Source organism: Kocuria sp. CPCC 205260 (genome assembly GCF_040981045.1).
GTDB lineage: Bacteria > Actinomycetota > Actinomycetes > Actinomycetales > Micrococcaceae > Kocuria > Kocuria palustris.
This window is the reverse complement of record NZ_JAVKPT010000005.1, coordinates 81,900-105,990: the sequence shown is the minus strand read 5'-3', so window position 1 is coordinate 105,990 and position 24,091 is coordinate 81,900. Positions and strand designations below refer to the sequence as shown.

Annotated in this window: 20 protein-coding genes; 13 read left to right on the top strand and 7 right to left on the bottom strand. The window is 69.9% G+C overall.

Annotated features, from left to right (window positions below):
* Positions 1-224 precede the first annotated feature (224 nt).
* The 9 genes from RF645_RS09705 to nrdR all read left to right on the top strand — a co-directional run bounded on the left by RF645_RS09705 (position 225) and on the right by nrdR (position 10,675).
* A complete protein-coding gene (locus RF645_RS09705) occupies positions 225-941 on the top strand; it encodes a polyphenol oxidase family protein (RefSeq protein ID WP_006214839.1) in 717 nt (238 codons plus the stop codon).
* A gap of 275 nt (positions 942-1,216) precedes the next feature.
* Entirely contained in the window at positions 1,217-1,858 is a 642-nt protein-coding gene (sepF, locus tag RF645_RS09700) for a cell division protein SepF (protein ID WP_368818987.1), read from the top strand.
* A gap of 5 nt (positions 1,859-1,863) precedes the next feature.
* A complete protein-coding gene (locus tag RF645_RS09695; RefSeq protein ID WP_006214841.1) occupies positions 1,864-2,160 on the top strand; it encodes a YggT family protein in 297 nt (98 codons plus the stop codon).
* 285 nt (positions 2,161-2,445) lie between these two features.
* The gene (locus RF645_RS09690) at positions 2,446-3,126 is read left to right on the top strand and encodes a DivIVA domain-containing protein (protein ID WP_368818986.1); all 681 of its coding nucleotides are present in this window, start codon (positions 2,446-2,448) and stop codon (positions 3,124-3,126) included.
* 130 nt (positions 3,127-3,256) lie between these two features.
* Positions 3,257-3,916: a signal peptidase II gene (gene lspA / locus RF645_RS09685; protein ID WP_368818985.1), complete on the top strand. Its 660-nt coding sequence runs from the start codon at positions 3,257-3,259 to the stop codon at positions 3,914-3,916.
* Entirely contained in the window at positions 3,913-4,872 is a 960-nt protein-coding gene (locus RF645_RS09680; RefSeq protein ID WP_368818984.1) for an RluA family pseudouridine synthase, read from the top strand. Before lspA ends, RF645_RS09680 begins: the two co-directional genes overlap by 4 nt.
* A 125-nt stretch (positions 4,873-4,997) precedes the next feature.
* A complete protein-coding gene (dnaE, locus tag RF645_RS09675; RefSeq protein WP_006214845.1) occupies positions 4,998-8,549 on the top strand; it encodes a DNA polymerase III subunit alpha in 3,552 nt (1,183 codons plus the stop codon).
* A 63-nt stretch (positions 8,550-8,612) separates the two neighbouring features.
* Positions 8,613-10,058 carry a histidinol dehydrogenase gene (gene hisD, locus RF645_RS09670; protein ID WP_368818983.1) on the top strand — a complete coding sequence of 482 codons (1,446 nt, stop codon included), beginning with the start codon at positions 8,613-8,615 and terminating at the stop codon, positions 10,056-10,058.
* Positions 10,059-10,060: 2 nt separating this feature from the next.
* Positions 10,061-10,675 (top strand): transcriptional regulator NrdR, encoded by a 615-nt coding sequence (nrdR, locus tag RF645_RS09665; RefSeq protein ID WP_006214847.1) that lies wholly within the window; start codon positions 10,061-10,063, stop codon positions 10,673-10,675.
* Between the two features lie 202 nt (positions 10,676-10,877).
* On the opposite strand, the gene ppgK is transcribed toward nrdR, so the two are convergent.
* Together ppgK and map are read right to left on the bottom strand one after the other, a co-directional pair.
* Positions 10,878-11,786, bottom strand: a complete 909-nt coding sequence (ppgK, locus tag RF645_RS09660; protein ID WP_006214848.1) for a polyphosphate--glucose phosphotransferase — start codon at positions 11,784-11,786, stop codon at positions 10,878-10,880.
* Positions 11,787-11,815: 29 nt separating this feature from the next.
* Positions 11,816-12,724, bottom strand: a complete 909-nt coding sequence (gene map, locus RF645_RS09655; protein WP_137802314.1) for a type I methionyl aminopeptidase — start codon at positions 12,722-12,724, stop codon at positions 11,816-11,818.
* 214 nt (positions 12,725-12,938) lie between these two features.
* Here map and RF645_RS09650 point away from each other — a divergent pair, with 214 nt between their 5' ends.
* Complete coding sequence (locus tag RF645_RS09650) at positions 12,939-13,151, top strand: SPOR domain-containing protein (RefSeq protein ID WP_368818982.1); 213 nt, start codon at positions 12,939-12,941, stop codon at positions 13,149-13,151.
* Between the two features lie 135 nt (positions 13,152-13,286).
* On the opposite strand, the gene panB is transcribed toward RF645_RS09650, so the two are convergent.
* On the bottom strand, positions 13,287-14,198 hold the full coding sequence (gene panB, locus RF645_RS09645) for a 3-methyl-2-oxobutanoate hydroxymethyltransferase (protein WP_006214851.1): 912 nt from the start codon (positions 14,196-14,198) through the stop codon (positions 13,287-13,289).
* A 140-nt stretch (positions 14,199-14,338) separates the two neighbouring features.
* Between panB and RF645_RS09640 the strand changes: the two genes are divergently transcribed.
* Together RF645_RS09640 and RF645_RS09635 are read left to right on the top strand one after the other, a co-directional pair.
* Positions 14,339-15,682 carry a glutamine synthetase family protein gene (locus RF645_RS09640; protein WP_006214852.1) on the top strand — a complete coding sequence of 448 codons (1,344 nt, stop codon included), beginning with the start codon at positions 14,339-14,341 and terminating at the stop codon, positions 15,680-15,682.
* Between the two features lie 19 nt (positions 15,683-15,701).
* Positions 15,702-19,004, top strand: a complete 3,303-nt coding sequence (locus RF645_RS09635) for a bifunctional [glutamine synthetase] adenylyltransferase/[glutamine synthetase]-adenylyl-L-tyrosine phosphorylase (RefSeq protein WP_368818981.1) — start codon at positions 15,702-15,704, stop codon at positions 19,002-19,004.
* Positions 19,005-19,161: 157 nt separating this feature from the next.
* Here RF645_RS09635 and glnA read toward each other — a convergent pair whose 3' ends face one another.
* Positions 19,162-20,586, bottom strand: coding sequence for a type I glutamate--ammonia ligase (gene glnA / locus RF645_RS09630; protein ID WP_058872199.1), 1,425 nt, complete (start codon positions 20,584-20,586; stop codon positions 19,162-19,164).
* A 227-nt stretch (positions 20,587-20,813) separates the two neighbouring features.
* On the opposite strand from glnA, the gene RF645_RS09625 reads away from it, so the two are divergent.
* Entirely contained in the window at positions 20,814-21,254 is a 441-nt protein-coding gene (locus RF645_RS09625; RefSeq protein ID WP_053447494.1) for an RDD family protein, read from the top strand.
* A gap of 68 nt (positions 21,255-21,322) precedes the next feature.
* Here RF645_RS09625 and RF645_RS09620 read toward each other — a convergent pair whose 3' ends face one another.
* From RF645_RS09620 to lipB, 3 genes are all read right to left on the bottom strand, one after another.
* Positions 21,323-22,108: a DUF4191 domain-containing protein gene (locus RF645_RS09620; RefSeq protein ID WP_368818980.1), complete on the bottom strand. Its 786-nt coding sequence runs from the start codon at positions 22,106-22,108 to the stop codon at positions 21,323-21,325.
* 180 nt (positions 22,109-22,288) lie between these two features.
* Positions 22,289-23,299 (bottom strand): lipoyl synthase, encoded by a 1,011-nt coding sequence (gene lipA, locus RF645_RS09615; RefSeq protein WP_006214859.1) that lies wholly within the window; start codon positions 23,297-23,299, stop codon positions 22,289-22,291.
* A gap of 86 nt (positions 23,300-23,385) precedes the next feature.
* On the bottom strand, positions 23,386-24,090 hold the full coding sequence (lipB, locus tag RF645_RS09610) for a lipoyl(octanoyl) transferase LipB (protein ID WP_024290309.1): 705 nt from the start codon (positions 24,088-24,090) through the stop codon (positions 23,386-23,388).
* Between the last annotated feature and the right edge of the window lies 1 nt (position 24,091).

The window sequence follows — 24,091 nt, the reverse complement described above, 5'->3', positions numbered from 1 at the left end:
CGAGAGCCCACTTCGGGGCGGGGCTCGGCCACTTGTGGCACTTGGGCTCCGCGAAATAGCCGCCGAACCTCTCCGGCAGATGCCGCCGCCCGTCGAGTGGCGTGCTGGTGTTCCCTCTGCCGCCGAGCGGCATGGGCGCAGCGGGGTCGAGCTCTCGCTGCTGTGACGAAGCGGCCGCTCGGTGTCCACCGTGTCGTCAGGTGCGTGCGACTAGGGTCGGGCCCATGTACTGGCATTCGTCTCAGCGCCTCGGCGTCCGCACCGTGTTCACCGACAGGGACCTCGGCAATCTGGGCCTTCATGTCCCCGACGACCCCCAGGCGGTGCGCGCTCGTCGTGACCGCGCGGCCATCGATCTCGGCGTGGATCCCTCCTCCGTGCTCTATCTGGATCAGGTGCACGGCACCCACGTGGTCGATGCCGATGCGGCGGCCCCGGGGGAGGTCTGCACCGGCGACGCCGCGGTCTCCACCGCAGGACGCCCGCTCGCCGTCATGGTCGCTGACTGCGTGCCCGTGGTGCTGGTCGGCGAGCCCGAGCGCGCCGGCGCCGCGCCGTTGACCGCCGTCGCCCATGCTGGTCGGCGCGGGTTGCTCGACGGCGTCCTTCCGGCGGTCGTCGAGGCTCTGCGCGCGCGCGGGGCCCAGCGCATCAGCGCGCAGATCGGCCCGTGCGTGTGCGCGCAGTGCTATGAGGTGCCCGAGCAGATGGCCGAGGAGTCGGAGCAGAGCCTTCCCGGCATCCGCACGACGACCCGCTGGGGCACCCCGGGGCTCGACCTGCCCGGCGCTGCTGCGCGCCAGCTGGAGCAGCTCGGAGTGCAGGTCGAGGTCGTGGCTGAGGACAGCCCGCGCTGCACGCTCGAGAACGAGGGACTGTCCTCCCATCGCCGCGATCCCTCCAGCGGCCGGATCGCCGGCATCGTCGTCCCCGTGTCCTGAGCAAGGCTGAACGCAGCCTCGCCGCGCTGGGCGGCGCTGGCCGTGTCCTGAGTCGCACTCCGGGCATCCGACCGGCACGTCTGACGTGGCGCTGCAGGACAGTCGGGTAGCCTGGCGGTCGACCTCCCCGCCGCTGATCCTTCCGGGCCCGGCGGCATCGGGCCGAGCCCGCCGCAGGACGCGAACCGCGCCCTGCCGATGCGGACCGCCGGGACGGTCGGAGTCGAAGACCATCATCTGCACCGCGGTGCAGATCAGAGCGAGGAGGGTCGCGCGTGAGCCAGTCGATGCGCCGAGCCATGATCCGTCTGGGCCTGGCCGAGCCCGAGGGCCACGACGAGGACTACGACCGATCGCCCGCCCCGCAGCGGCCCGAGCGCCGTTCCGCCCCGGCGCAGCCGCGCGAGGACCGCCCCTCCCTGGACGACGGCCCCCGCCGCGCGTCCGAGGACCGCGGATCCGATGGTCGCGGCGAGCCCGCCGATCGCGGTCCCCGCGACGGCGAGTCCGCGTCGCAGCGCCGCGGTGCCGAGCAGTCGCGCACCCGGCCCGCGCGCGAGCATCGCCGAGACTCCGAGTACCGAGCCCCCGTCACGCCGATCAAGCGTGCCCCCTCGACATCCCGAGAGGATGCAGACGACATGCGCACCATCACCACCGTCCACCCGCGCTCCTACAACGACGCGAAGTCGGTGGGCGAGTCCTTCCGCGACGGCACTCCCGTCATCATGGACCTGAGCGATCTGGCCGAGGCCGAGGCCAAGCGCCTCGTGGACTTCGCCGCCGGGCTGGTCTACGCCCTCCACGGATCGATCGAGCGCGTGACCACCACGGTGTTCCTGCTCACCCCGTCCTACGTCGAGGTCGTCGACTCCTCGGTCGGCCCGGACGAGGACCTCGACGCCGCAGAGGCCTGAGCGCCATGACGGTCGTCTTCGCGATCCTCTACCTGCTGGTGCATGTCCTGATCCTGGTCGTGCTCGGCAGGTTCGCCGTGGACATGATCCAGTCCTTCGCGCGCGGATGGCGCCCCCAGGGGGCTTCCCTGGTGCTGGCCTCGAGCATCTACGCCGTGACGGATCCGATCCTGAACCCGTTGCGGCGGCTGATCCCGCCGCTGCGCCTCGGCGGGATCGCCCTGGATCTGTCGTCGATGATCCTCATCTTCGGGCTGGTCATCCTGGAGAGCGTCTGCATCTCCCTGCTGGTGTCGGCCTGAGATCATCCGGTTCGCCTCGCCGCTCGAGTGCGCTCAGATGGGCCGCAGCTCGGGCTCAGCTGACAGTTGGGCCACAATCACAACCGTGGACGGGTCCACCAGTCTCCGATCCCTGCCGAGCATGTAGTCTGATCCGTCGAAGGCCCCCAGTGTCGGGGCACGTCGCGCGGAGGCATCTCCTGCAGGGCTAGCAGGTACCGGACCCGCGGATCTCGTTGTCCGAAAGGGGGTTCCCGGATCGTGCGGCGGAACTCGACCCCATTGCTATGAGGAGAGGCATATTCCATGGCTCTGACCCCGGAAGACGTCATCAACAAGCGTTTCCAGCCGACCAAGTTCCGCGAGGGCTACGACCAGGACGAGGTCGATGACTTCCTGGACGAGATCGTCGTCGAGCTTCGTCGGCTGAATCAGGAGAACGCCGAGCTGCGCGATCGCCTGGAAGGTGCGGACGCCTCGACGGCCGCATCGGAGGCTGAGACCTCGAGCGCCGTCTCGGCTCAGGACTCCGCGCAGGAGCAGGAGACCGTCGAGCCCGTCAGCGCTCCGGTCGCCGAGCAGCCCGAGGCCCCCGGCGACGCTGCGGCCCCGGCCGGGGAGGCCCCGGCTCCTGCCCAGCCCGCTGAGGATTCCTACGTCGCCTCGGCCGAGAGCGCGGCCGGCGTGCTCGCCATGGCCCAGAAGCTGCACGACCAGTACGTCAGCGAGGGTCGCGCCGAGCGCGATCGTCTGATCGACGAGGGCCGCACCCGCGCCGACGGCCTCGTCTCGGAGGCCGAGACCACCAAGTCCCAGGTCCTCTCCTCCCTGGAGGAGGAGCGCCGCGATCTCGAGGTCGCCGTCTCGGATCTGCGTGGCTTCGAGTCGTCCTACCGCGAGCGTCTGGCCGAGTTCATCGGCGGGCAGCTCGAGGAGATCAAGACCGCTCCGTCGCTGGCTCCCGAGTCCTCCTCGGACGCCCGCTGATCTGAGCTGACGCCGCGCGCCTTCCCCGTCACCGGGTCGGTGCGCGGCGTCTGCTCTTCCTCGACCCCGTCCGGTCCGCACAGGACCGCCCTCGATCCGCTTCCCGCGAGAGAGCCCGGTGCACAGCCACATGTCCTCACCCGCCCCTGAGCAGCAGACCCGCAGCGCCGCACGGAGACGGGGCCGGGGGGCTGTGCTGATCCTCGCGCTGCTGTGCGCCGTCGTGGTCTACGGGCTGGATCAGGGGACCAAGGCTCTCGTGGAGCGGACCATGACGCTGGGCCAGCAGATCCCGGTGATCGACGGCCTGCTGCAGTGGCACTACATCCTCAATCCCGGTGCGGCCTTCTCCATGGGGGAAGGCTTCACCTGGGTGTTCACAGCGATCATGGCGATCGTCTCGGTCGGCATCCTGGTCTATCTGCCGCGGGTGCGATCGCTGGCCTGGGCACTGAGCCTGGGCCTGGTGCTCGGCGGGGCGACCGGCAACCTCACGGACCGGCTGCTGCGCTGGCCTGGGTTCCCCAACGGGCACGTGGTCGACTTCATCCACGTCCAGGGCTTCGCGGTGTTCAACGTCGCCGATTCCGGAGTGGTCGTGGGCGTCATCCTGACGGCGACGCTGATCCTCTTCGGCCGCGAGCCCGACGGCACCCGCTCCGGGCGCGATCGCCCCGGGACCGAGGGCACGGGATCCGCCGAAGCCCCCCGCACCGACTCGGCTCAGGATCGCGTCGTCGACCACGACTCCTCCGCCGGCGATGCCTCCAGTGAGGGGGCTGCCCGATGAGCGCGGCGTCCCAGTCCCCGCAGCGCGAGTCGCGTGAGCTGCAGGTCCCGGCGGAGCTGGCCGGCGCCAGGGCCGATGCGATCGTGTCCCAGCTCAGCGGGCTGTCGCGCACCGCGACCGGCAGGCTCTTCGAGGCCCAGGAGGTGGAGGTCGACGGCGCGCCGATCGCCAAGTCCCGCAAGCTCGCTCAGGGAGCTGCGGTGCACGTCCTCATGCCCGAGGAGATCGACCTGTCGGTGATCGTGCCGGAGACCGTCGACGGCTTCTCCGTGATCCACGCGGACGACGACATCGTGGTGATCGACAAGCCCGCAGGCGTCGCCGCGCATCCGTCGCCGGGATGGTCCGGCCCCACAGTGCTCAGCGCCCTGGCCGGCGCCGGGATCACCGTGAGCACCTCCGGGGCGGCAGAGCGCCAGGGCATCGTCCATCGCCTGGACGTGGGGACCTCAGGTCTCATGGTCGTAGCCCGCTCCGAGCGGGCGTACGCGGCGCTGAAGCGGGCGTTCAAGGAGCGCACGGTCGAGAAGATCTACCACACGGTCGTGCAGGGCATGCCCGATCCCATGAGGGGCACGATCGAGGCGCCGATCGCCCGGCACCCCGACTACGAGTGGCGTTTCGCGGTGATCGAGGGTGGGCGCGATTCCGTGACCCACTACGAGACGCTGGAGTCCTTCGGGCGCGCCACGCTGCTGGAGGTCCACCTGGAGACGGGGCGCACGCACCAGATCCGCGTGCACTTCAGCGCCCTGAAGCACCCCTGCGCCGGGGACCTCACCTACGGCGCCGATCCCGCCCTGTCGGCGGGCCTGGGCCTGACCCGCCAGTGGCTGCACGCGCAGCGTCTGGGCTTCGAGCACCCGGGGACGGGGGAGCGGGTCACGTTCACGTCCGAGCCTCCCGCGGATCTGAGCTGGGCGCTGGAGACCCTGCGCGACGGCGGACCGCGCTGAGGCCTGCTGGCCTCCTGACTCGGCGGGGCCGTCGTCGTCCGGGGCGGCGCCGCACGAGGGGTCCGTGATCAGCGGCAGCGGTGTCGGCCCCTGTCGCGTCGGAGGCTGCGGATAGGATCCTCGCGATGACTCAGGGCAAGGGATTCACGCATCTGCACGTGCACACCGAGTACTCCATGCTCGACGGCGCCGCTCGACTCGACGATCTGTTCGAGGCCTGCCACGCCCAGGGGATGGACTCGCTGGCCACGACCGACCACGGCTTCGTCTTCGGCGCCTACGACTTCTGGTCGCGGGCCAACAAGGCCGGGATCAAGCCGATCATCGGCGTGGAGGCGTACCTGACCCCCGGCACGGCACGCGCCGATCGCACGCGCGTGAAGTTCGCCGACGGCGGCCGCAACGACGTCTCCGGCGCCGGCTCCTACACCCACATGACCCTGCTGGCCGAGACCACCGAGGGCATGCAGAACCTGTTCCGGGCCTCGAGCTACGCCTCCCTGGAGGGCCAGCTCTACAAGCCCCGCATGGACCGGGATCTGCTCAACCGCTACGGCAAGGGCCTGATCGCCACGACCGGCTGCCCGTCCGGGGAGATCCAGACCCGTCTGCGGCTGGGTCAGTACAAGGAGGCGATCGACGCCGCCGCCGAGTTCCGGGACATCTTCGGCCCCGAGAACTTCTACTGCGAGATCATGGATCACGGCCTGGGGATCGAGAAGGACGTCCACCAGGACCTCATGAAGCTGGCCAAGGACCTCCAGCTGCCCCTGGTCGCCACGAACGACCTCCACTACACGAATGCCGAGGACGCCAAGGCGCACGCCGCCCTGCTGTGCGTGCAGTCCGGCTCCACGCTGGCCGATCCCAAGCGCTTCAAGTTCGATGCCGACGAGTTCTACCTCAAGTCGGCCGCGGAGATGCGGGATCTGTTCCGGGACTACCCGGAGGCCTGCGACAACACGCTGGAGATCGCCGAGCGCTGCCACGTCGAGTTCGACGAGACCGTCGGCAAGTTCATGCCCGTCTTCCCGGTCCCGGAGGGCGAGTCGGAGGAGTCCTGGTTCGCCAAGGAGGTCGACCGCGGCCTGGAGTTCCGCTTCCCGGACGGCGTCCCCTCGGAGGTGCGGGATCAGGCCGAGTACGAGAAGGGGATCATCCTGCAGATGGGCTTCCCCGGGTACTTCCTGGTGGTGGCCGACTTCATCACCTGGGCCAAGGCCCAGGGGATCCGCGTGGGTCCGGGGCGCGGCTCCGGTGCAGGCTCCATGGTCGCCTACGCCATGCGCATCACGGAGCTGAACCCCCTGGAGCACGGGCTGATCTTCGAGCGCTTCCTGAACCCCGAGCGCGTCTCCATGCCGGACTTCGACATCGACTTCGATGATCGTCGCCGCCCGGAGGTCATCCGCTACGTCACCGAGAAGTACGGCGACGAGCGCGTGGCCATGATCGTCACCTACGGCACCATCAAGGCCAAGCAGGCGCTGAAGGACTCCTCGCGCGTGCTGGGCTACCCGTTCTCCATGGGCGAGAAGCTCACCAAGGCCATGCCGCCGGACATCATGGGCAAGGGCATCTCCCTGGCGGATGTCTACAACGAGGATGCCAAGCGCTACGAGGAGGCCGCCGAGCTGCGAGAGGTCCTGCAGGAGGACCCCGAGTCGCAGAAGGTCTTCGAGACGGCCCAGGGCCTCGAGGGGCTCAAGCGCCAGTGGGGCGTGCACGCCGCCGGCGTGATCATGTCCTCGGACCCGCTGATCGACATCATCCCGCTCATGCGCCGCGAGCAGGACGGGCAGATCATCACCCAGTTCGACTACCCCACGTGCGAGGGGCTCGGGCTGATCAAGATGGACTTCCTGGGGCTGCGAAACCTCACGATCATCTCCGACGCCCTGGAGAACATCACCCACAACCGCGACGGCTTCGTCCTGGACCTCGAGGGGCTGGCTCTCGACGACAAGGCCTCCTACGACCTCCTGGCCCGCGGCGACACGCTGGGCGTCTTCCAGCTCGACGGCGGCCCCATGCGCCAGCTGCTGAAGATGATGCGCCCGGACCAGTACGAGGACATCTCCGCTGTGCTGGCGCTCTACCGCCCCGGCCCCATGGGCGTGAACTCGCACATCAACTACGCCCTGCGCAAGACGGGCCAGCAGGAGATCACCCCGATCCACCCGGAGCTCGAGGAGCCGCTGGCCGAGATCCTGGACCTGACCTACGGCCTGATCGTGTATCAGGAGCAGGTCATGGCCGTGGCGCAGAAGGTCGCCGACTACACCCTGGGCCAGGCGGATCTGCTGCGCCGAGCCATGGGCAAGAAGAAGAAGTCCGAGCTGGACAAGCAGAAGGACTTCTTCTTCGGCGGCATGGAGAAGAACGGGTACTCCCGGGAGGCCGCCGACACCCTGTGGCACGTCCTCGAGTCGTTCTCCGACTACGCGTTCAACAAGGCGCACACCGCCGCCTACGGACTGGTCTCCTACTGGACGGCCTACCTCAAGGCGCACTACCCGGCCGAGTACATGGCCGCGCTGCTGACGTCGGTGGGCGATGACAAGGACAAGCTCGCGCTCTACCTCAACGAGTGCCGCCGCATGGGCATCACCGTGCTGCCACCGGACGTCAACGAGTCCGTCGTGAACTTCACGCCCGTGGGGGAGGACATCCGCTTCGGCATGGCCGCGGTGCGCAACGTGGGCGCCAACGTGGTGGAGGCGATCGTGCGCGCTCGCACGTCGGAGGGGGCCTTCACGTCCTTCAACGACTTCCTCTCCAAGGTCGAGCTCGTGGTGTGCAATAAGCGGACGATCGAGTCGCTCGTGAAGTCGGGGGCCTTCGATCAGCTCGGGCACACCCGCCGGGCGCTCGTGGACGTCCACGAGCAGGCCATCGACGACGTCGTGTCCCAGAAGAAGAACGAGGCCAAGGGCGAGTTCACCTTCGACATCTTCGCCATGGGCGGGGACACCGCCGAGTCGGAGGGCGAGGGGCTGCAGGTCGAGGTCCCTGACCTGCCGGAGTGGGAGCGCAAGGACATGCTCTCCTTCGAGCGCGAGATGCTCGGGCTCTACGTCTCGGATCACCCCCTGCGCGGGCTGGACCAGGCGCTGGCCGAGCACTCGGACACCTCGGTGCAGCAGGTGCTCTCCGAGGACGGCGGCAAGCCGGACGGGGCGATCGTCACGGTCGCCGGCATGATCACCTCGGTCCAGCGCCGGATCGCCAAGTCCTCGGGCAACGCCTATGCCCGGATCGAGCTCGAGGACCGATCCGGCTCCGTCGAGATCATGTTCTTCGGCAAGGTCTACGCCCCCATCGCGGGAGTGCTGGCCGAGGACCTGATCTGCTCGATCAAGGGCCGCGTGCAGAAGCGCGACGACGGCTCCGTGTCCATGTCCGCCATGGAGCTGACCCTGCCGGAGATCCACCCGGAGGGCCACGCCGGTCCGGTCACGATCACGGTGCCGGAGCGCCGGCTCAACGAGCAGACCGTCGGGGAGCTCGCCTCGGTGCTGCGCAGCCACCGCGGCGATTCGGAGGTCCGGCTTCGGGTCGGGACCCAGCGGGCCACGCAGGTCTGGCAGCTGCCGCCGCAGTACCGGGTCGAGGCCGGACCGGCGTTCTTCGGCGATCTGAAGGTCCTGCTGGGCCCCGCCTGCCTGGAGGGCTGAGCCCGTCGCAGAGGGGGCCGGTGCTCCCGGGGCCGTCATCGCCCGGGGCCTAGAATGGACGCCGTGAACGCGAATCCTGAGAACCCCGTGCCCTCCGCCGACCCCGCTGCTGCGGCCTCGTCCCAGGACCGCGCCGGGAACGGGGCCGGTCCCGTCCTGCGCACGATCGATCTGCGCGGCCAGGACCTGGCCTGGGCGCAGCTGCGCGCCGTCGTGCCTCGGCAGACCGACGTCGCCCGTCAGGACGCCGACGACACCGTCCGGGCGATCATCGCGGACGTGCGCGAGCGCGGCGCGCAGGCCCTGCGGGACTACGCCCAGCGCTTCGACGGGGTCGCCCAGGAACGCCTCAAGGTGGATCCCGAGCAGATCCAGCAGGCCGTGCGCGAGCTCGATCCGGCCGTGCGCGCGGGTCTCGAATCGGCCATCGAGCGCTGCCGCGCCTTCGCCGCCGCTCAGCGCCCGGCCGATGCCGAGATCGAGGTCGCTCCCGGAGCCCGCCTGGCCCACCGATGGACCCCGGTGCAGCGCGTGGGCCTCTACGTGCCGGGCGGTCTGGCCGTCTACCCCTCGTCGGTCGTGATGAACGTCGTGCCCGCGCAGGCCGCCGGCGTCGAGTCGGTCGTGCTGTGCACGCCGCCGCAGGCCGAGTTCGGCGGCCTGCCGCATCCCACGATCCTGGCCGCCGCCGGGCTGCTCGGCGTGGACGAGGTCTGGGCGATCGGCGGGGCCCAGGCCCTGGCCGCCATGGCCCACGGCGTGGTCGACGAGGGCGAGGACCGCCGTGACGTCCTGGAGCCCGTGCACACGATCACCGGGCCGGGCAACCTGTTCGTGGCGACCGCCAAGCGCCAGCTGCGCTCGGTCGTGGGCGTCGATGCCGAGGCCGGCACCACCGAGATCGCCGTGATCGCCGATGAGACCGCTCAGCCGCGCTACGTGGCCGCCGATCTGATCTCCCAGGCAGAGCACGACCCGCTGGCCGGGTCGGTGCTGATCACCCACAGCCCGCGGATCGCGCAGCAGGTCGCAGAGGCCATCGTGGAGCTGGCCGGCACGGCGCGCCACGCCGAGCGCATCCGCACGGCGCTGGAGGGCGAGCAGTCCGGCGTGGTGCTCACCGACAGCCTCGAGGCCTCGATCGCCGTGGCCGATGCCTACGCCGCCGAGCACCTCGAGATCCACACCGAGGATCCGCGCGCCGTGGCGGCCAGGGTGCGCAACGCCGGGGCGATCTTCGTGGGCCCGTACAGCCCGGTGCCGCTGGGGGACTACGCGGCCGGCTCCAACCACGTGCTGCCCACGGGCGGGTCGGCGGTGCACGCCCAGGGGCTGTGCACCACGAGCTTCATGAAGGCCGTCCAGGTCATCGAGTACGACCAGCAGGCCCTGCTGGAGCTCGAGCCGGCCATCACCGCACTGGCCGAAGCAGAGGACCTGCCCAATCACGGCGTGGCCGTCACGGTGCGCGCGCAGGACGCCGCGCACGCCGCCGACACGGAGGGCTGAGCGTGCACTGCCCGTTCTGCCGCCATCCCGACTCCAAGGTCGTGGACTCGCGCACCACCGACGACGGCGCCGCGATCCGGCGCCGCCGCCAGTGCGCGCAGTGCAAGCGGCGCTTCTCGACCATGGAGACCACCACCATCTCCGTGATCAAGCGCTCGGGGGTCACCGAGCCGTTCGAACGGCAGAAGATCGTCTCCGGCGTGCGCAAGGCATGTCAGGGCCGACCCGTGAACGAGGACGACCTGGCCAAGCTGGCCCAGGAGGTCGAGGAATCTGTGCGCGCGGCCGGGATCGCCGAGATCGAAGCCGATGAGGTCGGGCTGGCCATCCTCAAGCCCCTGCGCCGGCTGGACGTGGTCGCCTATCTGCGCTTCGCCTCCGTGTACCAGGCCTTCAGCGACCTGGACGACTTCGAGAACGCCATCGAGGTGCTGCGCTCCGAGCGCGCCGCTCAGGCCATCGGCCAGCAGGCACTCGTGGACGACGAGGTGACCGCACCGCGGCGCTCCAAGCGTCGCACCGCCCCCTCCGCCGAGCGGCGCACGTCCGCGCAGCGACGACGCTCCGCCGCACCCGCCGAGACGGAGGACAGCCCCGAGCAGGAGCGACTGCTGTGACGGGAGCATCCCGGGCCTGACCTGGGGCTGCGCCGCGGGTTCCGCCCTCGGCGATCACCGCCTTGCCGGGGATCGGAGACGGCCTGTACAGTGAGTGCATAAGGCCCGTCAGGGGTTGCGGAGGGGAAGCCGCGAACCTTGACGGGCCTTTGCAATGCCCGGATGCTGCCGGGGCCCGGGCACTGTCGGGAGGGAGCCGGACTCAGCCCGCGGCGTGGCGGCGCTGATCCTCCTCCGCCCACAGGGCGGCGCCCACGATGCCCGCGTTGTTGCGCAGCTGAGCCACCTCCACGGGGGTCTCGAGCTCGAGCAGCGGCAGGAACTTGTCCGACTTCTTGGACACGCCGCCGCCGACCACGAACAGGTCGGGGGAGAACAGCATCTGCACGTGCTCGAAATAGGGCTGCAGGCGGTGCGTGGCCCACTTCTTGAAGGACAGCTCCTGCCGCTCGCGCGCCACGGCCGAGGCCCGGGTCTCTGCGTCGTGGCCGTCGAGCTCCAGGTGCCCGAGCTCGGCGTTGGGCACCAGATGCCCGTCCATGATCAGGGCGGCACCGATGCCCGTGCCCAGGGTCAGCATGATGACCAGTCCGTCGACGCCCCTGCCGGCGCCGTAGCGGGCCTCGGCCAGACCGGCGCCGTCGGCGTCGTTGAGGGCGGCGATCGGACGGCCCAGCGTCTCGGAGAAGGTCTCGGCGATGTTCGCCCCGACCCACGACTCGTCGATATTGGCCGCCAGCTTGGTCACGCCGTTCTTGACGATCGACGGGACGATCACGCCGATGGGCGATCCCGGCTCCGGGGCACCCTCGCGGTCCTGCAGCACGGCGACGATCTCGCCGATGACCTTGCCGACGGCTTCCGGCGTGGCCGGCTGCGGCGTGGGGATGCGGTAGCGCTCCCCGATCAGATCGCCGACCTCCAGGTCGACGATCCCGCCCTTGATGCCGGTGCCGCCGACATCGATCCCGATGAAGCGACGCGCGCTCGAGGCCGAGCCCGCGGACGGGGCCGGGGGAGTGGTGTCATCGTCGCGGACTCCCGAGTCCTTGACGACGTCCTCGGCGGTGATCTTCTCCGCGGGCTTGGCGTGGGTCTTCTTGGCGGCCATGTCGGCTCCCTTCGATGGACGGTGCAGGCTCAGGCGGCCGTGGGCAGCGTCAGGACATCCACGCCGTCCTCGGTGACCACCATGGTGTGCTCGAACTGGGCGGTGCGCCGCCTGTCGGCGGTGGTGATCGTCCAGTCGTCGTCCCACTGCTCCCACTGGATGGATCCGAGAGTGAGCATGGGCTCGATGGTGAAGATCATGCCCGGAACGATCTCCGTGGCATAGGAGGGCGCGGCATCGTAATGCGGGATGATCAGCCCGGTGTGGAATTCGTGGCCCACACCGTGGCCCGTGAAGTCGCGGACCACGCCGTATCCGAAGCGCTGGGCGTACTTCTCGATGACCCGTCCGATGACGTTGATCTCGCGGCCTGGACGCACTGCCTTCATGGCGCGGTTCAGCGACTCCCGTGTCCGCTCCACGAGCAGGCGGGACTGCTCGTCGACCTCGCCCACCAGGAACATGGCGTTCGTGTCGCCGTGCATCCCGTCCTTGTAGGCCGTGACGTCGAGGTTGATGATGTCGCCGTCCTCGAGCACGGTGGAATCCGGGATGCCGTGGCAGATGACCTCGTTGAGCGAGGTGCAGATCGACTTGCGGAAGCCGCGGTAGCCCAGGCAGGACGGATACGCCCCGTGATCGCACATGTACTCGTGGGCGATCCGGTCCAGCTCATCGGTGGTCGTGCCCGGCACGCAGGCCTTCCCGGCCTCCTGCAGGGCGTCGGCGGCGATCGTGCCGGCGGCCCGCACCAGCTCGATCTCCTCCGGGGTGTAGATGTTCGAGCACTTGCCCTCGTCGGGATCCTTCTTGCCCACGTACTCGGGCCGGACGATGCCGCCGGGCACCTGGCGCGACTTCCCGATGGCTCCGGGGCGCAGGCGCCCGAGCGGGGCGGCGCCGGGCTCGGCGGGGAGGTTGTGGGACGGGCTGGACACGGGGATCGGCGCTCCTTCTGGTCAGGGGTTCTCGACGGCGCTGCGTCGGGTGGTCTTCCTCCCAGCCTAGTTCTCCGGGCCGACGCCGCTGCGGGACCGGTCGACCGGGCAACGGGGCGGCGTGCGCGGACGGAGCAGACCGTGCGGATCACGGTGGGGGATACTGGGCAGCGGAAGCGCTCGCGCAGCGAGCCGGCCGCAGGGCCCTGGAGCCATGCGGCCGCACGACGACACCGGGAAGGCAGGTCGCATCATGGAGTACTGGTACAACCTCAGCAGCGGTCAGATCGAGCGGGGCCAGCAGTCGGACTACAGCCAGCTGCTGGGCCCGTACGCCTCGGAGGCCCAGGCGCGCAGGGCGCTGGAGACCGCGGCGGCCAAGTCCAAGGCCTGGGACGAGAAGGAGCGCGAGTTCCGCGACGACTGAGCGGGCTTCGTCTGCTCCGAGGACGTGGACGGGCCCCGACGGCAGCGCTGCCGTCGGGGCCCTCGTCGTCCCGTGCCTCGCAGCTGAGCTCTCAGGCCACGTGCCTGGCCGGCTCGGACCTGCTCAGGGGCAGCTTCAGAAGGTGTGCTCGGGCCCGGGGAAGGAGCCGTCGCGGACATCGTCGGCGTAGCGGGTCACGGCGTCGGTGATCGTGGAGCGCAGAGCGGCGTACTGACGCACGAACCGCGGGACGCGTCCGCCGTTGAGACCCAGCAGGTCCTGCCACACGAGCACCTGCCCGGTGGTCGCAGCCCCTGCGCCGATGCCGACGGTCGGCACGTCCAGGGCGGCGTCGACCTCCTGCGCGGTCTGCGCCGGGACCATCTCGAGCAGCACGGAGAACGCACCGGCCTCCTGCAGCGCCAGGGCGTCGTCGAGGACGCGTCGGGCCGTCTCGCCGCGGCCCTGGACCCGGTAGCCGCCCAGGGCATGCTCGGACTGCGGGGTGAAGCCCACATGGCCCATCACCGGGATCCCGGCGCGCACCACGGCGCGCACGTGCTCGGCCAGCGCGACGTCCGCCTCGATCTTCACCGCGTGGACCCCTCCCTCCTTGAGCAGCCGCACCGCCGAGCGCACGGCCTGCTGCGGAGACTCCTCGTAGGAGCCGAAGGGCAGATCGGCGATCACCAGGGCGCGACGGGTCGCGCGGGAGACCGCGGCCGAGAGCATGATCATCTGCTCGAGCGTCACCGGCAGCGTCGAGGACTGCCCGAAGACCGTGCTCCCGGCCGAGTCGCCGACCAGGAGGGTGTCGATGCCCGCGGAGTCGAAGATCTCGGCGAGCATGGCGTCGTAGGCCGTGAGCATCGTGAAGCGCTCGCCGGCCTCCTTGGCCTCCTGCAGGTGCCGGGTGCGCACCCGGCCCACGCTGCGCAGCCCCGGTGCGCTGCGCTCGGCGGCGCCCGCCGGAACGGAAGCGCTGTTGGGGTAGGGCGCCGAGTCCGGGCGAACGGAGGCATGATCCGAGGAGGCTGCATCAGTCATGATGCCAGGGTACGCGTCGGACGCGGCGCGCCGGGTCGTCGTCCGAGCCTGCCGATAGGCTGGGACTCGGCACCGCACCGGGTCGTCATCGGCGACGACCCCTCGCCCTGGGGCGAGCACTCGAGCCATAAGGAGACCCCATGGACCGTCAGCAGGAGTTCGTGCTGCGCACCATCGAGGACCGCGACGTCCGCTTCGTGCGCATGTGGTTCACGGACGTGACGGGCACGCTCAAGTCCGTGGCGCTCGCCCCGGCGGAGGTCGAGTCGGCCTTCGAGGAGGGACTGGGCTTCGACGGCTCCTCGATCGAGGGCTTCTCGCGGGTCACGGAGTCGGACATGCTCCTGCAGCCGGATCCCTCGACCTTCCAGATCCTGCCGTGGCGCGGTAAGGATCAGCCCACGGCCCGCATGTTCTGCGACATCCTCACCCCGGACGGCGAGCCGTCCATGGCGGATCCCCGCGGCGTGCTCAAGCGCGTGCTGGCCAAGGCCACCGAGCAGGGTGTCACCTGCTACACCTCCCCGGAGATCGAGTTCTACCTCCTGGAGTCCTCGCGCCTGGATCCTGCCACGGGTGAGCCCACGCCGGTGGACAGCGAGGGCTACTTCGATCACACCCCGGGCGGCGTGGTGCAGAACTTCCGCAGGGACGTCGTGCTCATGCTCGAGGAGGTCGGCATCTCCGTCGAGTTCTCCCACCATGAGGCCGGCCCGGGCCAGAACGAGATCGACCTGCGCTATGCCGATCCGCTGCAGACTGCGGACAACATCATGACGTTCCGCACGATCGTCAAGGAGTCGGCACTCAAGCACGACTCGTACGCGACCTTCATGCCCAAGCCGTTCGGCAATCACCCCGGTTCGGGCATGCACACGCACTTCTCCCTGTTCGAGGGCGACACCAACGCGTTCTTCGAGGCGGGTGCCGAGTTCCAGCTCTCGCGCGTGGCCGGGCACTTCATCGCCGGCGTGCTGCGCTACGCCCCGGAGATGGCGATCCTGACCAATCAGTTCGTGAACTCGTACAAGCGGCTGTGGGGCGGCGACGAGGCTCCCTCCTACGTCTCCTGGGGCCACAACAACCGCTCCGCGCTCGTGCGGGTGCCGCTGTACAAGCCGGACAAGGTGCAGTCCGCGCGCATCGAGTACCGCGGCCTGGACTCGGCGGCCAACCCGTACCTGGCCTACGCCGGCGTGCTGGCCGCCGGCCTTCGCGGGATCGAGGACGAGCTGGAGCTGCCTGAGGTCGAGTCGGACGATCTGGGCGCCATGTCCAGCGCCGAGCGCCGCGTGGCCGGGCACGAGCCCATGCCGGGCTCCCTGCACGAGGCGATCCGACTGGCCGAGGAGTCCGAGTTCATGGCCGATCTGCTCGGCGAGCAGGTCTTCGGGCACATCATGCGCAACAAGCGCGCGGAATGGGAGTCCTACCGCACGGTGGTCACCCGCTACGAACTCGAGACCAATCTCGGCCTGCTCTGAAGAAGGAAAGCGCTCGCACATGAGCCAGGAACAGGACGCTCCCACCGCCCTTCCGGAGGCGCTCGAGAAGCTCGCGGACCGGCGCCTGGTCAAGACCGGGTTCGACGACGTGCGCACGGCCCGGCGCTGGCTCGGCTTCGGCGAGCTGAAGGGCGTGGAGCTCGAGCCCCTGCTCGGGCAGCTCGAGCAGACCGGCTGCCCGGACGCCGCCGTGCGCTGCCTGGTGCGACTGATCGAGGCCGAGCCCCGGGCCGCTGCCCGTCTGAAGGACCCGCAGCAGGCGCAGACGCTGATCCGCCTGCTGGGCTGCTCCGAGGCCCTCGGCGGCTTCCTCGAGTCGCACCCGCAGCACCTGGACCTGCTCGATGGTCCCCTCGACCCCGAGCCGGAGGAGATCTCCGCCGACGAGCTGCGCTCGAGCCTCCTGCGCAGCGTGGGCGCCGACCCGGAGGCGGACACGCCCGTCGCGCAGTCCGTCGGCGACGACGGCGCGGCAGCCCTGCGCGTCGAGTACCGCCGCCAGCTCATCCGCATCGCCCTGGGCGATCTGGGCGCCGCCGATCCCGTTGATCACCTGCCGGCCGTCGGGCGGCAGCTCGCGGATCTGGCCGCAGCGGCCATCGAGGCCGCGCTGGCCGTCTCCCGAGGCGAGATCCACGCCGGCAGCGGGTCCACCCAGGCGGACCCGGAGGAGCTCGAGCGCATCCGGCTCAGCGTCATCGGGATGGGCAAGTGCGGGGCCAGGGAGCTGAACTACATCTCTGACGTGGACGTCGTCTACGTCCACGACATCGTCGACCCGTTTGGCGGCGAGGACGGCCACTTGCCGATCGACGACGACCGCGCAGCCGTGCTGGCCACGGCCCTGGCCAGCGGGACCGCTCGAGCCGTGATGTCCAACGGCCCGGAGGCCCCGCTGTGGGAACTCGACGCCAACCTGCGCCCCGAGGGCAAGGACGGGCCTCTGTCGCGCACACTGGACTCCCACGTGCGCTACTACCGCAAGTGGGCCAAGTCCTGGGAGTTCCAGGCGCTGCTCAAGGCCCGGCCCATGGCGGGGGACCAGGAGCTCGGCCGGCGCTACTCCGAGGCGATCTCGCCCATGGTGTGGGAGTCGAGCCAGCGCGAGGGCTTCGTGTCCTCGGTGCAGGCCATGCGCCGGCGCGTCATGGACAACATCCCCTCCGAGGAGCGGGACCGCCAGATCAAGCTCGGCCCCGGCGGCCTGCGCGACGTCGAGTTCACCGTCCAGCTGCTGCAGCTGGTGCACGGCCGCGGCGACGAGTCCGTGCGCACCCGTGCCACCACGGACTCCCTGGCGGCCCTGGCCAACGCCGGGTACATCGGCCGTGAGGACGCCGAGGAGTTCGGCGCCCAGTACCGGTGGCTGCGCCTGCTCGAGCATCGCATCCAGCTCTTCCGCATGCGTCGCACCCACCTGATGCCCACCTCCACCGCGGAGCTGGCCGTGATCGCCGCCGCCATGCACCCGCCCGGGGCGGGTGCCCGCACCGGCGGCGACGACCTGATGGAGCGCTGGCACAAGACGCGCAGGGCCGTGCGCGGCATGCACGAGCGGATCTTCTACCGCCCGCTGCTGGCCGCGATCACCAACACCTCCTTCGAGGGCGTCGAGCTGAACCAGGACCAGGTCCGAGACCGCCTCAAGGCGCTGGGCTACCGCGACCCCAAGGCTGCCCATCGTCACCTCGAGGCGCTCACTCGGGGCGTCAGCCGCCGGGCTAGCATCCTGCGCACGCTGCTTCCGGTGCTGCTCGAGTGGTTCGCCGAAGGCGTCGATCCGGATGCCGGGTTGCTCGGCTTCCGGCGAGTGTCGGAGGAGCTGGGCACCTCGCCCTGGTACCTGCGGATGCTGCGCGATTCCAACACCGGGGCGCAGCGCCTGTGCCACGTGCTCTCCTCCTCGCGCTACATCTCGGACATGCTCGAGACGCTGCCGGAGGCCACCGCGTGGCTGGGCACGGACGCCGAGCTCAAGCCCCGGACCTTCGCCACATTGTGGGCGGAGACGCACGCGCAGATGGGCCGTCACCCGGATGCCGAGTCCGCAGTGCGCATGATCCGACTGATGCGGCGCAGGGAGTCGCTGCGCGTGGCGCTGGCCGACACCGCCGGGCTGATCGATGTCCAGCAGGTCGTCGCGGCGCTGTCGGACATCGACCGCGCTGCGGTGCTCGGTGCCCTGTACTCCGCCGAGCGGGAGCTGCATCGCGAGCAGGGAGTGCCCTGGGCAGCCGACATCCTCGTGGTCGCCATGGGGCGCCAGGGCGGTCGCGAGATCGGCTACGGCTCCGACGCCGATGTCCTCTACGTCTACGTCCCCTCCGAAGACGGCCACGAGCATCCTGGCCGCGATGAGCTCGGGCTGATCTCCCGACCGGACGATGCCGCGGCCCCCGGGGCGGCCGATGCCGTGGAGGGCGCGAGCACCGACGACACCGCGGAATCCGACGATGCACTGTCGGGCGCCTCCGACGAGGCTGCGGCCTCCGATGACGCCCCGGACTCCGACGCCGCCGCCGAGGATGCACCGCCGCAGCAACCGGGGGAGCAGGCGGCGCGGGTGATCGAGCGGATGGTCCAGCTGCTCAAGCGGCCCTGCGACCCGCCGATCGTGGCCGAGCGCGTGCTGGAGATCGACAACGATCTGCGTCCCGAGGGGCGCTCCGGCCCCATGGTCCGGTCGCTGGAGTCCTACGCCGAGTACTACAGCCGCTGGGCGGACACTTGGGAGTTCCAGGCGCTCACCCGAGCCCGGCCCATGGCGGGGTCGGATCTGCTCGCTGAGCGGTTCACCGAGCTGATCGATCCCTACCGCTACCCGGCGGAGCTCACCGAGCGCCAGCTCAATGAGATCCGACGCATGAAGGCTCGGGTGGAGAACGAGCGCCTGCCGCGCGGTGCCGACCCGTCCCGGCATGTGAAGCTGGGTCGCGGGGGTCTCTCGGACGTCGAATGGCTCGTGCAGACCCTGCAGCTGCAGCACGCCCACCAGCATCCCGGCCTGCGCACCACCTCCACCCTGGACGGGCTCGAGGCCGCGGTGCAGGCCGAGCTGATGGACTCGGAGGACGCCCACGCCCTGGCCAAGGCCTGGAAGCTGTGCACGGCCATCCGCAACGGCAACGTGCTGCGCACCGGCCGGGCCTCGGACGTGCTGCCCTCGGCGGGCCAGGACATGGAGGCCGTCGCGCGGTGGTGCGGCTATCCGCCGGGCAGCTCCGAGCTGCTCGAGGATGACTACCTTCGCACCACGCGCCAGGCCCGCGCTGTCTTCGAGCGGCTGTTCTACGGCCTCTGAGCAGACCGCACCCGATCGTCGGAGAGGGCCTAGCTCCGTCGGCCGTCGGGCCCGCGGGGTCCTCAGCAGCAGCTGATGCGCCGGCTCGTTCGCAGAAAGCAACAGGGGCCGCGATCGCCTCGACGATCGCGGCCCCTGCCGTGGTGCTGCTGAGGGATCAGACTCCGTAGTAGAGCTGGAACTCGAGCGGGTGCGGGACGAGCGAGAGCGGCTTGAGCTCGATCTCGCGCTTGTACTCGATCCAGGAGGACAGAGTGTCCTCGGTGAAGACATCGCCCTGCAGCAGGAACTCGTGGTCCTCCTCCAGCGCCTGCAGCGCCTCCTCGAGCGAGCCCGGAGCCTTCTTGATGTCCTTGGCCTCCTCGGGCGGCAGCTCGTAGAGGTCCTTGTCGATCGGATCCGCCGGCTCGATGCGGTTGCGGATGCCGTCCAGGCCGGCCATCAGCTGCGCGGCGAAGGCCAGGTACGGGTTGCAGGAGGGATCCGGGGCGCGGAACTCCAGGCGCTTGGCCTTGGGGTTGGTGCCGGTGATCGGGATGCGGATGCCGGCGGAGCGGTTGCCCTGCGAGTAGACCATGTTGACCGGGGCCTCGAAGCCCTTCACCAGGCGGCGGTAGGAGTTCACCGTGGGGTTGGTGAAGGCCAGCACGGCCGAGGAGTGCTCGAGCAGCCCGCCGATGTACCACCGAGCCAGGTCGGAGAGCCCGGCATAGCCCTTCTCGTCGTAGAACAGCGGCTCGCCGTTCTTCCACAGCGACTGGTGGCAGTGCATGCCGGAGCCGTTGTCGTTGAAGACCGGCTTGGGCATGAAAGTGGCGGTCTTGCCCCAGGCCTCTGCGGTGTTCTTCACGACGTACTTGAACTTCTGCAGGTCGTCTGCCGCATGGGTCAGGGTGTCGAAGCGGTAGTTGATCTCCGCCTGACCGGAAGCGCCGACCTCGTGGTGGGCGCGCTCGACCTCCAGGCCGACCTCATCCAGGGTCACGGAGATGGCATCGCGCAGATCGGCCTGCTTGTCCGTGGGGGAGACGGGGAAGTAGCCGCCCTTCAGGGACGTCTTGTTGGCCAGGTTGCCGCCCTCCTCACGGCGCCCGGTGTTCCACGGGGCCTCGTCGGAATCCACGGCGTAGAAGGAGCCCTGCGGCTGGACGTCGTAGCGGACGTCCTCGAAGATGAAGAACTCGGCCTCGGGGGCGAAGTTCGCCGTGTCCGCGATCCCGGTGGAGCGCATGTAGGCCTCGGCGCGCTCGGCCACGCCGCGGGGGTCGCGGTGGTAGGGCTCGCCGGTGCGGGGGTTGACGATCGAGCAGGTGACGTTGAGCGTCTTCTCGATGCGGTACGGGTCCAGGAAGGCGGTGGCCACATCCGGGATGAGCTGCATGTCGGACTCGGCGATTCCAGCGAACCCACGGATCGAGGAGCCGTCGAAGAGCTGCCCGTTCACGAAGAAGTCGTCATCCACGGCCTTGGCGGGGAGGTTGAAGTGCTGCTGGACCCCCGGCATGTCGGTGAACCGGATGTCGACGAAGACGACGTCCTCCTCCTTGATGAAAGCGAGGACCTCTTCTGCTGTCTTGAACACTGCGTACTCCTTCATGGTGTGGGGCGGCCGCCCTGTCAGCGGTCTTCCGCACGACGGGCCGAGCCCCTAGCGGATCGTCTTCGACCCTACGGAGGCGCCGTTGCCCAGCCGTGACCCTCGTGTTTCGCGGGTGTTTCGGATCTCATCCTATCGGCCGATCCTCCGAGCACGCCCGAAGCGCGCAGGATCCGCCGGAGCCGCCGCGGCTGCCCCGGTAGGCTGAGCGGATGACCGAGCACGACGACGTCCGCCGCCCCAGCGCCCCTGCCGACGCAGAGACGGGCTACCCGGGACAGGGTCTGGGGCGACCCCAGGACGGGCCCGGCTCGATTCCCAGCCTGATCCGCCGCGTGGGAGGCCTGTGCATCGACTGGGGCATCGCGGTGGCGCTGGCCTGGGCGCTGCTGCCCTACGAGTGGGTCAACCTCGGCATCACCGGGATCTGGCTGGTGCTCACGATCCTGGCGGTGGGGTTCATGGGCCACTCGGTGGGCCACCTGGTCTTGGGGATGCAGGTCCAGACCCTCGATGGCCGCCCGATCGGCTTCGCCAGGGCATTCGTGCGCACCGTGCTCCTCGCCCTGGTGATCCCGGCGCTGATCATGGACCGCGACCAGCGCGGGCTCAACGATCGCCTGATCGGCACGGTGCTGGTGCGCATCCGCTGAGCCCGACCACGCGAAGAGGCCCCGGACGTCGGTGACATCCGGGGCCTCTTCGCGCGTTCGGAGCGGGATCAGCGGCCGCGCAGCGCCTTGTGATCGGGGCGGGCGCGCATGGGGTCCACGCCCTTGGGGATCGGCAGCTGGTCGGAGCGCAGGGTCGACAGGCGCTGGTGCACCGCCGAGACCTCCTGCTTGGTCAGCTTGTTCTCCAGCTTGCGGATGTGCTTGGAGACCTGGTTCAGCGGCACCTGATCCTCACGCTGGCCGGCGGCGATGATGTGGATCGGGACATTGCGCACGCGCGGTCCCACGCGGCGGCGCTCCTTCTCGGCGAGCTTGCGGGCGCGGCCGGTGGGGCCCTCGGTCACCAGCACCACACCGGGGCGGCCGATGGCGCGGAAGACCAGGTCGCGATTGCGCGGATCGATCTGCACCGGCTGCTCCTCGACGATCCAGCCGCGGCGCAGCGTGGACAGAGCCGCGCCCGTGGCGCCCGGCTGATCCTCGATGCGGGCGAAGGCGGCCTTCTCCGCCCGTCGGGACAGGAACCAGAAGCACAGCAGGATGGCGAACGGGATGCCGATCAGCAGCCAGGTGATCCAGTTGTTGAGCAGCAGGCCCAGCAGCAGGAAGACCACCAGCACGCCCAGCCCGAGGGCGATGAGCTTGAGGGTGATGTTCGGGTCCTGCTCCTTGGTGATCTGGAAGACCTGCTTGATCTGGGCGAAGGGCCCGGGACCGCGCTCGGCCTTCCGCTTGGCCTTGGCCTCGCGCTGCTCCTGCTTGGCCTTGGCCTTGGCGGCCTTGGGATCGGCAGCGGAGGCGCCCTTGCTGCGGGAGGGAGTGCGATCAGACACGGATGGTTCCTCGTGGTCGGGATGCTGCGGGTGGCCGCCCGGTCGAGACGCTGGTCGGCGAGGGGCGGCGGAGCGGGGCCAGTCTAGCGGCTGAGGGAGGCGGCAAGGGCCCGCCCGACGCGATGCGTCGGCGGGCCCTTGCCGGACCGACGGTGCGCTGCAGGCACCGGCGGCTCGGACTCAGCGGCCGAGCTTGGCCATGAGGGTCGAGGCCTCCTGCGCGGCGGAGCCCTCATCGGTGATGTGGGCCAGGTGCTCGGGGATCTCGCGGTCGAGCTTCTTCATGGCCCGGGCCCACAGGCGCCCGGAGCGGTAGGAGGAGCGGACCATGGGCCCGGCCATGACGCCCAGGAAGCCGATCTCCTCGGCCATCTCGCTGTACTCCACGAACTGCTCGGGCTTGACCCAGCGGTCGATCGGGTGGAAGAGCTTGGACGGGCGGAGGTACTGCGTGAGGGTGATGATGTCGCAGCCGGAGTCGCGCAGGTCGCACAGCGCCTCGTAGATCTCCTCGTCCGTCTCGCCCATGCCCAGGATCAGGTTGGACTTGGTGATCAGGTCCTGGTCCTTGGCGAAGTTCAGGACCTCGAGGGAGCGCTCGTAGGTGAAGGCCGGGCGGATCTTCTTGAAGATGCGCGGCACGGTCTCCAGGTTGTGGGCGAAGACCTCCGGCTGGGCGTCGACGACCTCCTGCAGGGACTCGGGGCGGCCCTTGAAGTCGGGGATCAGGATCTCCATGCCCGTGTTCGGGGAGATCTCGTGCACGGCGCGGATGGTCTCCGCGTAGAGCCACGACGCGCCGTCCTCCTGGTCATCGCGGGCCACGCCGGTGACGGTCGCGTAGCGCAGGTCGAGGTCGCGGATGGACTCCGCGACCTTGCGGGGCTCCTCCGGGTCCAGGGGCTCGGGACGGCCGGTGGAGATGTCGCAGAAGTCGCAGCGACGGGTGCACACCGAGCCGCCGATGAGGAACGAGGCCTCGCGGTCCTCCCAGCACTCGTAGATGTTGGGGCAGCCGGCCTCCTCGCACACCGTGTGCAGGCCCTGGCTGCGGGCCATGGACTTCAGCTTGGTGTACTCCGGACCGGTGCGCGCGGTGTTCTTGAGCCAGTCCGGCTTCTTCTCGACCGGGACCTCGGCATTGCGGGCTTCGACGCGCAGCAGGCGGCGGCCTTCGGGGGCGATGGTCATCGGCGTTCTCCTCGTCTGTTGTCCTGGGTGAGGACCGGGTCAGTCTGTCGGTGCTCGGTCCGCGCGGTGGCGCGGGCTGATGCGTCTCAGGCCGCGCTCGCGGCGGGCCAGGGCAGGGGTGCGGCATCTGCGGGGATCTCGGAGACCTCGCACAGATCGGCCTCGCGGAGGATCAGCTCGTCGATCACGAGGTCCTTGACCTCCGACGGCGTCACGGTCCGGCCGAGTTCGCGGCTGATCGTGGTCACGCCGGCGTCCGAGATCCCGCACGGGATGATGCTGCGGAACGCCTCGAGGTCGTTGCTGCAGTTGATCGCGATGCCGTGCATGGTGGTGCGCTTGGAGACCTGCACGCCGATCGCCGAGATCTTGCGATCGCCGCCGCGCTCGTCGGCGAGGATCCAGGCTCCGGAGCGGCCCTCGACCGTGACGGCCTCCAGCCCGAGCCGTCGCAGCACGGACAGCACGAGCTGCTCCATGTTCCGCACGAACTTCACGACGTCGATCGGGGTGGTCAGCTTCATGATCGGGTAGACCACGAGCATCCCGGGGCCGTGCCAGGTGATCTTGCCTCCGCGGCCGATCTCGACCACTTCGGTCCCATCCGTGGGGTACTCCTCGGCGGCGGCTCGCCGACCTGCCGTGTAGACCGGCTCGTGCTCGCACAGCAGGACCGTGTTGGCCCGGGTGCCCGCGACGACGTCGCCGTGGACGATCCGCTGCAGCTCCAGCGCGGGTCGGTACGGAACCAGGTCCGGAGCCATGCCGAGAGACTCGATGGAAAGGGACATG